Here is a 10,403-nt window from a genome sequence, read left to right as displayed (position 1 = left end):
TCTTGAACGATCTTGTATAAGTCCGGGATCACCGTTTTTGCGAGTCTGGAATTATTGTTTAAAAGCACACAAATTCCTATATCGGCTTCAGGGAAGACTGCAATTTCATTTCGGTAATTATTAACACTTCCACCATGGTGCCAAATGGTTTTTTCCTGCGAAGAATCGTCCTCAACAAATTTATGGATCCTCCACCCGAAACCGTAATGAGATGATACATGTCCTGGCCAGCGCTGATAATATTTGCTATGCCCTTTTATTTCTATAAACTGGTTAAAAGTTTTTTCTAAAGCCGACTTGCGCATTATCTCCGGATTATGTCCTAATAAAAACCGCATCCATTTTGCCATATCTTGCGCATTTGCACTAATGCCTCCAGCCGCAATAGCATTGTAATAGTTATTCCTCAGCTTTTTAGGCTTCCAACTGTTTCTTCTTTTTGAATGAGGGATGGCAACATTTTCCTTATGTGCCAGAGATTCGTAATTCATTGTAGTGGAGCACATTTCCAGGGGATTAAAAAATCTATTCTCCAATGATTTTGTGATTGTCTGTCCGGTAGCCTTGTACATCATCTTCTCAGAGAGGGCAAACAGGGCATTCTGGTAACTGTAAACAGCTCCGGGATTACTAATTGGTTGTACTTCTTTAAAACGCTTGGCTATTTCTGTCAAAGATAATCCGGCCTCAACCAGATTGGTATAACTGTGGTAAGGTGCCCCTGAAGTATGTGATAAAATATTGGCCAATGTAATTTTATCTGTATTACTTCTGTCTCCCAACTGGAATTCCGGAACATACTCGCTTACTTTGTCTTTCCAATCCAATTTGCCTTCATCTACTAAATTGGCAGCCAAAATACCGGCAAATCCTTTAGAAAGAGATCCGAGTCGGAACATGGTTTGGCTATCAACATCACCATTTGTCCTAATATTTCTTTTACCGAAGCCATCGGATATCACAATCGAATCTCCTCGAACGATACTCACCCCGGCTCCTATTATGGATCCTGAAGCTATGGCCTTATCAAAATATGCTTTTATGGCAGCTTTTAATTCCTGTTGTTGCAAGGTATAAAGCACTGCCTTTTTTTGATCGAAGAGATTATTTTTTGGCTGAGTAGTTGAAACTAAATTTTTTGAATCAGTAAGGGATATAGAGCTATTTACGCCTGAGGTTAGGGCATAAACCATAATTAAAAAAAGTATTGATCCTCCTAAGATTTTCAATCGCTGCATAAGTAGGTTTATATTTAATTTTAGGACGTTACAGGGTGGAAAATTGTATTATCCGTTATAATAACCCATTAAAGCCCTGAATATTATACATTTCACTTAGAATTACAATAATTTATTTAGAAAATTCCCATTCATAACGAAGTAATCTATTTAATTCTTCCGAGTGATAGAAAATAAGTGCCAGGTATTAGGTTTGAAGGACGAAATTAGATGTTCGCCCTTTGTACTTCCATAAAAACACTCCTATGTTAAGACCTTAATATGCGATTATTGTTCACATTAAAGGAATAACTGCCAATCTCTTAAACTCTTTTACCAGACATAGCATTACGCCTGTCTGCAGATAGCATGGCTCGCAAGTCCGAAGAACCTTTTAGAAATTCCAATACGAAAGGAAGGAACCACCTATTCCACTCAACATTATGGGAAAGTCGGACTATTTTTTTTATATTTAAGAGATTACACTGCTAAACTTGACTGCCTATGTCAGCATACGAAATCGAAATTATCTTAAGCAGGCAGCTGGCAGATTGTCTTACCGTTCCTGTTTTTTTAGTAGATCCAGAAGGAACCCTTATATTTTACAACGAACCGGCAGAAGTAGTCCTGGGTCAAAAGTTTCAGGATACCGGGCCTATGCCGGTAGGCGATTGGGGAACATCATTTTTTCCACATGATGGGGAGGGAAAGGATATACCTCCGGAGGAACTTCCGTTAGTACAGACCATACAAAATAAAGTGCCCGCTCACAAGACGTTTTGGATCAAATCCCTGAAAGGAAAATCCACTAAAATATCAGTAACCTCTATCCCAATAATCGGGCGATCTAAGAATTTTTCAGGGGCCATGGCCATTTTCTGGGATAACGAAATCATAGGATGAAGGTAAAGCTACACGGTACCCGGGGAGCTTATCCTACCTCCTCCGCAAACAATCAAACGTATGGGGGGAATACTTCATGTATAGAGGTCATTAATGGTGAGGAAAGAATAATTGTTGATGCGGGGACCGGAATTTTAGGAATCGATTTTGACACCTTTTATGACGCAGACCGAATCGATATCTTATTGACTCATTTGCATATGGATCATATCCAAGGTTTGGCTTTTTGCAAACCCTTGTTCAACGCCAATAAGGAAGTACATATCTGGGGTCCCGGCGGTAGTCCTGAATCGCTTCAAGCCAGATTGAATCGATTTTTATCGCCGCCTCTATTTCCAATATCTTTGAGGGATATCCCTTCTAAGCTAATTATACAGGAACTCCCCAATACAACTTTTACTATTGGTAATTTTGCTATAACCGCAGAATACATAAGTCATCCGGGGCCAACGGTTGGCTTTCGCATTCAATGTGGTTCCAAAACGGTAACCTACATGCCAGACCACGAACCTGTGATCGGAAAAGCACACCTTTTTCCTGAAGATGAATGGGTTTCAGGATTTAAATTGGCTCATCGATCAGATCTCCTTATACACGACTCCCAATACAGCAAGGAAGAATATATGAACAAAGTGGGATGGGGACATGGCTCCCTGGAAATAGCTGCGGAGTTCTGTTCAAGAGCGGAGGCTAAACACCTATTGTTGTTCCACCATGATCCGGCGCATTCTGATGACGAAAGAACCCGAATGTTTGAAGATTTTATGAAAAGGGCCAATTATAATTTTCCGATTGAGCTGGCTGTTCAGGGACATGAGATAGAAGTTTAATTTACCAAAGTCAACCTTTAGTTTAGGAGCTTTAGCAATAAAAACTTGTGGATATAAAGTTAGGTATACATTTGAAAACCTGATTTTCATTGAATAAAAGAAATACTACTTCCGGACATAAAACTGGGTTATTCATCCAAATAGATTATAATAAGAGCCTTAAATTGACTATCTTAAGTGTAGTTTTTTGATCCTATCTAAGTAAGACTATAGAGGTTGGAATGTCATTTGGGATAGTTCCTGAAATTCAACTTCACTAGGCTCAGATTGTAGCACTAAATAATTCTCCCCACTTAATCATTTAAAGAACTCTATTATGAAAACAACTCATTCACTATTAATTTTAATGGCAGTTATGAGCCTAGTGGCTTGTAAAGACAAAAAAGAACCGGAATTAAAAAGTTCAGAACTTCCGATTACAATTTATTCAAATAATATACATGTAATTACACTATACGTAAACACTGCTGAAATTAACAATGGCAATATAGATGAGTATGCTAATTTTGGACAACCAGACTCTATTTCGAATGAGGATTATATAACTCATGTAAGAAAGGGAGACATTGTTATCTGGAAAGGGGTTTCTGTTACTGATCCCTTGGATATTGTCAATATTTCTTCCATTAATCACCAAGGGGGCCCAAAATTATTTAATAAGAATTTGCTTAAAGGAAATGGAGGTGATGACGAAGGTGCTAACGAAGTAGTCATTGGGGTAGTTACCAAAGGCCCTGAGATGAAAGATGGAATTTCGCTGGATAAAGAAAAATATGTGCTGCATTTCAAAGTAAAGAGAAACGGGAAGCCGCAAGTTCAACCGTACAAAATTGATCCGTATATTAAGGTGAGTCAATAATATCTTTTTGTTACCTGTGTATCTATGCTGAAATCAAACTTACATATATCACTAAGTTTATTTAAAAAAAAAGCCTGTCTACTAGTGGGCTTTTTTTGTTTTTTTGCTTCAGGTATTTATGGTCAGAACCAGATTATTGCAGACAGCCTTGAAACTATATACAATTCGGGGAACTTTGAAGAAAAGGACCGATTACAAATCCTGTTTAACCTTGCCAAGCATCATGCCGATATCCAAAAGTCATTGCAATATAGTAATGAACTCCTTATCCGGGCAAAAGAAGCAGATTCAACTGAACGTATCATTGGGGCATATATGGAAAAAGGTAGTGCCTACAGGCTTAAAGGCGATCTAAGTAAGGCGCTGGAAAGCTTTTTCGAAGGTGTAAAAATTGCCAAAGAAAAAGAACGTAACCGCGATTTGGGACTATTATATTCAAACATTGCCATAGTGTATTCCATAATGGGTGATGACCAGAATACGATCCTCAATTATAAAAATGCCATCTCAATACTTAAAGAAGAGAATGATTCGATAGGTTATGCCAATACGCTGGAAAATTTGGGTAACTATAACTTTGAATTAGGCCAAGCTGATTCGGCCCTGGTGTTTTTTAAACAATCTGGAAAGATTTACAAAGCCTTGGGCTATAAACGTGGCATCGCTTATAATCTTGGCAATATCGGGCTCACCTACGCCCTGAAGGGAGAGAATGACATCGCTGAAAAAAATATTGGCCTGGCTACTGAAATGCTGGAAGAACTTGGGGATTATCATCCTATTTGTGTTTACCTTACTTATATATCTGATATTTATGCGGAACGAGGTGATTGGGATGCAGCTTTTGGTTTTGCACATAAAAGTTTGGATCTGGCAAATCAATATAGTTTAAAGAAGCAGATTAGCGATGCCTATAAAAAACTCTCAGAACTCTATGAAAAAAGAGGGGATACTAAGGAATCCCTTAAATATTACAAAAGCCATATCGCATTTAGGGATAGCGTTACAAATATCGGTGTGGTACAAGAGATGGCCAATCAGCGTGCAAATTACGAAGTTGCTCAAAAGCAAATAGAAGTAGATCTGCTTAACGAGAAAAAAAATAAACAGGATATCATTTTTACTGCTATGATCATTATTGCTGGGTTAACGATCATTCTGCTACTAACCCTTTATTGGTATTATAGAGCTATTTCGAGAGAGAAAAAAACATCGGAGAACCTCCTCCTTAATATCTTGCCCTCTGATACAGCTGAGGAATTAAAAGAATTTGGTAAAGTGCAGGCGAAAAAATTTGATTCTGTTTCGGTCTTGTTCACCGATTTTAAGGATTTTACCAGATACTCTTCCTCCCTGACACCGGAAAACTTAGTGCGAAGTGTGGATTACTATTTTTCAAAATTTGACGAAGTTATCGGAAAGCACGGTTTGGAAAAAATCAAAACAATGGGTGATTCCTATATGTGTGCCGGAGGTTTGCATTTTCATGAAGACGATCACGCGATAAAAATGATGCAGGCGTCTTTTGAAATGGTCCAAATTATGGAAGAATCCAAAAATGATTCCGAAAATATCATGGCCTATGATATCCGTATAGGCGTCAATACTGGCCCCGTGGTAGCCGGGGTGGTGGGTACCAAGAAATTTGCTTATGATATTTGGGGTGATACGGTTAATGTGGCTTCTCGTATGGAATCTAACTCAGAACGCGGAAAAATAAATATCTCGCAAAATACCTATATGTTGGTTAAAGATACTTATGACTGTGAATATAGAGGGGAGATTGAAGTTAAAAATAAGGGAATGATGAAGATGTACTATGTAAACAATGCTAAGGATTCAACTATATGAATTAATCCCGCTGGCTTGAGCTTCAACTATGAAATGCGAGCTTGGAAGGACAAGGTTGGAAGGACGAGGTTAATACTAGGTAATAATTATGTTTAATTGTTTTAGGTCATTAAAAAACCTCTTTAAAAATGACATGAACTGAGACAAAAAAATATTGACCAGAAGATTAATAGTATGGAAAAATTTAATTTAGTGAACTAAAAAGTTGGAATGCCATAATTAACCAGCTAGTAAATAAATGGAATTAAATCAAACCTAATGAGCTCTGCTGAAGTTAAAGAACCTTTACATAGGCAGAAATTACTTTGGGTAAAAAGAAGTATCACCCTGGTATTTGGTATAATAATCTGGTATCTCCCCATTCCCTGGGATCTGACACCAGATGCTTGGCATTTGTTCGCCATTTTTATAACAGCCATCCTAGGAGTTTTAATTGATGCACTTTCTATTTTTACGGCATCTATTATCGCATTGGTGGCAGTAGTCTTATTAAGAGTTCTTACTCCTGAACGCGCTTTTTCAGGATTCTCAGAGAGCTTTATTCTGCTCATCTTAGCCGCTTTCTTGGTCGCCAAAGGAGTCATTAAGTCGGGCTTGGGAAGACGCATCGCATTTTTACTCATTCGCCGTTTTGGGAAGTCCACCTTAAATTTGGGATATTGTATTGTTGCCACGGATACACTCCTTGGACCTGCCATCCCAAGCAATACGGCAAGGTCCGGAATTCTTTATCCCATAGCGCATGCATTATCCTTAGACACCGGATCCCTGCCTACACCAGAAGGTAGAAAGAAAACCGGAGGGTATCTTATGATGACAGCCATATCCGGACACACGATAAGTTCAGCACTATGGTTTACCGGAATGGCCGCCAACCCGGTGGGCGCCGGAATTGCTGCCCAATTTGGAGTAAACATGAATTTTGGGAATTGGGTCTTTGTAGCTTCAGTACCCTGTATAATTGCACTAATTGCAATACCTTTTGTATTGTACAAACTCTATCCTCCAGAAATTAAATACACTCCGGAAGCTCCCAAAATGGCTAAGAATGCGCTGCATGAAATGGGACCCATGTGTAAGCAAGAATGGATTATGGGCATTACATTTTTTGGAATGATCCTTCTCTGGGCTTTTTCCCCTGTTTTGAACATAAACTTAGCTATAGTTGCCTTTCTTGGATTATCGATACTGATTTTGACAAACGTGTACACACTTGAAGATATTCGACAAGGTACTGGAGATGCACTCGAAACATATGTATGGTTTGCGATTTTATATATGATGAGTACTGCACTGAATGATATGGGTTTTATGAAGACCCTAGGTGCACAAATAGCTGCTCAAATCAGTGATTATAATTGGGTTACGGTCTATATCTTTTTGACTGTATTATATGTAGTGATTCACTATCTTTTTGTTAGTCAAACAGCACAATTGCTGGCATTATATGCTGTTTTTTTACAAGTGGCTGTAAATGCTCAGGTACCAGCTGCACTTATGGCTTTTATGCTGTCTTTCGCTACCAATTATTTTGCAGTCATTACTCCACAAGCTTCCAGTTCTAATGTATTATTTGCTGGAAGTGGCTTTTTACCATCGGAAGATATATATAAACAAGGCGCAATCATCACGGTTTTGAATACGGTAATTTTCCTTCTTGCAACACCTTGGATTATATGGTCATCATCATTATAATGGAATTATGAATACTAAATACACGGAATTTAAATAGCTGGAAAAAAGAGATTCCTGGTTGATATATGGAAAAGCAAAAGATTGATATGTAATAAAAGCCCTGTAACAATAATTAAAACAAACAACATGAAAAACTCAAACAATTCTTCAACAGTACTTGTAGCAGGTGCTACAGGATTTTTAGGCAGTGAGATTTGCCGTCAATTGATAGCAAAAAATAAGAATGTAAAAGGTTTGGTTCGTAGAACATCAGATTTAAATAAGGTTGCTCAATTAAAAGAATTAGGTGTTGAAACAATTAATGGTGACCTGAAGAATATGGGCTCTTTAGAAAATTCTTTACGTGGAGTTTCAGCAATTATTTCAACAGTTTCTTCAACGTTGTCTAGGCAGGAAGGTGATACCATTGAATCTGTGGACAATGAAGGACAAATTAATTTAATTAATGCTGCCATTGCTGCGGGCGTTAGTCAATTTATTTATGTTTCATTTTGTAAAATGCCGGGTCGGTTTCCTTTGCAATCCGCTAAACGCAACACAGAAAAATATCTTGCCGAAAGTGGTTTGAACTATACCATTTTGCAACCAACTTATTTTATGGAAGTATGGTTAAGCCCTGCGCTGGGTTTCGATTATCCTAATGCCAAAGCCACCATATATGGAGAAGGAAAGAACAAAATATCCTGGATCGCTATAAAAGATGTAGCGTCATTTGCAGTAGCCGCATTAGATATCCCTGCTGCTAAGAATACAGTTATTAAGCTCGGAGGACCGGAAGCATTAAGTCCACTTGAAGTGGTTAATATTTTTGAAAAAACTAAAGAGAAAAAGTTTGAGCTTCAATTTGTACCGGAAGAAGCAATCACAGCCCAAAGAGACGGAGCTCAGGACCCATTGAGTGAATCCTTTGCCGTGTTAACATTGGGAGTTGTGAAGGGAAGTGAAATTGATATGAAAAATACGCTAGACGATTTTCCAATTCAATTGACCTCTGTAAATGATTATGCCAGAGGGTGAGTGTATATTTAATTGACGGGTGGTGATAGAATCATAAGCCTTTGCAGCTAACACTGAATCTGGCAAAAAGGGCGTTCGAGGTTTTACAGAAGTTCGGTGCTATTTACCTGCAACGCCAAATACCAAAAGTTGTGCAAAGGCTTGTTTTGTAAATATTTTGATAGCCAAATTCTAGCACCATGTTTTATTGATAACTATATGAAAAATGTGTTAATATGTGGTGCAGGGATGTCGGCTACCGATCTGATTTCGTACATGCTTAAGCATGCCGAAGAATACAACTGGTTTGTAACGGTAGGTGATATTTTAGTAGAAACCGCAAAAATAAAAATTGGTGGTCATCCTAGGGGGAAAGCGGTATACTTTGATTGCTATGATGATACAATTATGGAACGTTATATTAAGGATGCAGACATCGTAATCTCGTTGTTGCCTCCCGGAATGCATGCTGCAGCAGCAAAAATTGCACTTAAATATAATGCGCATGTGGTAACGGCTTCATATGCTAGTAAGGAAATGCTGGAAATGCATGAAGAAGCAAAAGAAAAAGGTCTCACATTTCTAAATGAGTTGGGAGCTGATCCAGGTATTGATCATATGAACGGAATGCGTTCTATAGATAAAATCAGGGAAAAGGGAGGCGAGCTATTGGCATTTACATCTTATTGTGGCAGTTTGGTTGCCCCTGAGAGTAATGATAACCCGTGGGGCTATAAGTTTACCTGGAGCCCCATGAACGTGATCCTGGCAGGTAGTGCAGGAGCTTGTTACTACAAAAAAGACCATTTTCGTTGCATCCCCTATCATCGTTTATTTACCGAACCAAAAGTTATAAGTATCCCCGGTTTCAGAGAGTTTGAAGCCTATGAAAATCGCGATTCCGTTGTCTATAGGAAAAAATATAACCTTGATGATATTCCGACATTTATAAGGGCAACACTGCGCTATCCTGGTTTTTGCGAAGGATGGAATATTTTTATACAACTAGGGTTAACGGCCAACAACTATCAGATAGAAGGCAGTGAAAACATGACATACCGCCAGTGGGTTGCATCGTATCTACCGGATGATGATGATGATGAAAGTCTTGAAAATAAACTAGCAGACATCTTACATATAGAACGAGGTGGAGAACTTCATAAACAATTGCTTTGGACAGAACTTCTGTCTGACAGACCAATAAGGAGAGCAAATGGAACTCCAGCTGAGATACTATTGGATTTACTGATGGACAAGCTGAAATTTAAACAGGACGATACGGATATGCTGGTTTTTTACGAGAGGATAGAATACAAACTCGGAGGTGAATTATTTGAACATTTATCTTATTTGGTAACAAGGGGCTTGGATTATAGACATACCGCTATTTCTCGTACTGTTGGCTTGCCTGCGGCCATTGGTGCAAAATTAATCCTAAACGGAGAAATTAAAAGCCCTGGTGTGTTGTTTCCTTGGGCCAAGGAAGTTTATGATCCCATACTGGATGAGTTGGCGGAACTTGGCATTGCTTACACTTCGCACGATAACAAGATTGAGCAAACGTATTATGAGTAATGGGGATAGGTAACCCTCAATAAGGTGGTTAAAAGTAAGGACGAGGTTAGAGGTGCAAGGTAAATTTGTACTTCGAATTCCGTATTTCCATCAAAACACTTCTCCTTCAGAATAATCACATATCATGCTATAATTCCTAGCATTAAGGAATAAATTCCAATCACTACTAATTCTAAAGCTCTCTGCAATTTGGAGGCCTCTTAAAATATAGTTTTAGCGTTAGAAGATAGCCTAATGAATATTTGATTATCTTGGTAAGACAACCGCCAAATACTACTATTTTTAAAGCACCTTATAATTGTAAAACTCTGGCAGCACTTTACAACGCATGGCATAGTACCCGTTATGTTGCATTCACTAAAAGTACACTATGGAAGTTATAAATAAGATTTTAGAATTTGAGTTGATTAGCGTCGGACAATATAATTTAAAGATTATTTCATTGCTGGGTGTTCTCCTAATTGCTCTCATAACTAA

Annotated in this window: 8 protein-coding genes; 7 read left to right on the top strand and 1 reads right to left on the bottom strand. The window is 38.3% G+C overall.

The window, feature by feature from the left end; all coding sequences use genetic code 11:
* Window positions 1-1,238: serine hydrolase (locus tag Q0X72_RS11075; protein ID WP_297765245.1), on the bottom strand; the 1,238-nt coding region annotated here is incomplete at its 3' end.
* 483 nt (window positions 1,239-1,721) lie between these two features.
* Here Q0X72_RS11075 and Q0X72_RS11070 point away from each other — a divergent pair.
* The 7 genes from Q0X72_RS11070 (at window position 1,722) to Q0X72_RS11040 (ending at window position 9,926) form a co-directional block, all read left to right on the top strand.
* A complete protein-coding gene (locus Q0X72_RS11070) occupies window positions 1,722-2,120 on the top strand; it encodes a hypothetical protein (protein WP_297765243.1) in 399 nt (132 codons plus the stop codon).
* The gene (locus Q0X72_RS11065) at window positions 2,117-2,950 is read left to right on the top strand and encodes an MBL fold metallo-hydrolase (RefSeq protein WP_297765242.1); all 834 of its coding nucleotides are present in this window, start codon (window positions 2,117-2,119) and stop codon (window positions 2,948-2,950) included. The genes Q0X72_RS11070 and Q0X72_RS11065 overlap by 4 nt, the downstream gene beginning before the upstream one ends.
* A 316-nt stretch (window positions 2,951-3,266) precedes the next feature.
* The gene (locus Q0X72_RS11060; RefSeq protein ID WP_297765241.1) at window positions 3,267-3,809 is read left to right on the top strand and encodes a hypothetical protein; all 543 of its coding nucleotides are present in this window, start codon (window positions 3,267-3,269) and stop codon (window positions 3,807-3,809) included.
* Window positions 3,810-3,893: 84 nt separating this feature from the next.
* Entirely contained in the window at window positions 3,894-5,660 is a 1,767-nt protein-coding gene (locus Q0X72_RS11055) for an adenylate/guanylate cyclase domain-containing protein (protein WP_297765239.1), read from the top strand.
* A 258-nt stretch (window positions 5,661-5,918) separates the two neighbouring features.
* Entirely contained in the window at window positions 5,919-7,355 is a 1,437-nt protein-coding gene (locus Q0X72_RS11050) for a DASS family sodium-coupled anion symporter (protein ID WP_297765237.1), read from the top strand.
* 126 nt (window positions 7,356-7,481) lie between these two features.
* On the top strand, window positions 7,482-8,372 hold the full coding sequence (locus tag Q0X72_RS11045) for an SDR family oxidoreductase (RefSeq protein WP_297765234.1): 891 nt from the start codon (window positions 7,482-7,484) through the stop codon (window positions 8,370-8,372).
* A gap of 198 nt (window positions 8,373-8,570) precedes the next feature.
* Entirely contained in the window at window positions 8,571-9,926 is a 1,356-nt protein-coding gene (locus Q0X72_RS11040) for a saccharopine dehydrogenase C-terminal domain-containing protein (RefSeq protein WP_297765230.1), read from the top strand.
* Window positions 9,927-10,403 lie beyond the last annotated feature (477 nt).

The sequence above is a fragment of the uncultured Muriicola sp. genome (genome assembly GCF_947258935.1).
GTDB lineage: Bacteria > Bacteroidota > Bacteroidia > Flavobacteriales > Flavobacteriaceae > Muriicola.
Note: the sequence above shows the minus strand (reverse complement) of the source record. Positions and strands in the feature narration are given on the sequence as shown.

Bases quoted from the DNA above. Each gene is read 5' to 3' on its own strand.
- Q0X72_RS11050 (WP_297765237.1), top strand. From the start codon at position 5,919: ATGAGCTCTGCTGAAGTTAAAGAACCTTTACATAGGCAGAAATTACTT.
- Q0X72_RS11040 (WP_297765230.1), top strand. From the start codon at position 8,571: ATGAAAAATGTGTTAATATGTGGTGCAGGGATGTCGGCTACCGATCTG.
- Q0X72_RS11060 (WP_297765241.1), top strand. From the start codon at position 3,267: ATGAAAACAACTCATTCACTATTAATTTTAATGGCAGTTATGAGCCTA.
- Q0X72_RS11065 (WP_297765242.1), top strand. From the start codon at position 2,117: ATGAAGGTAAAGCTACACGGTACCCGGGGAGCTTATCCTACCTCCTCC.
- Q0X72_RS11045 (WP_297765234.1), top strand. From the start codon at position 7,482: ATGAAAAACTCAAACAATTCTTCAACAGTACTTGTAGCAGGTGCTACA.
- Q0X72_RS11070 (WP_297765243.1), top strand. From the start codon at position 1,722: ATGTCAGCATACGAAATCGAAATTATCTTAAGCAGGCAGCTGGCAGAT.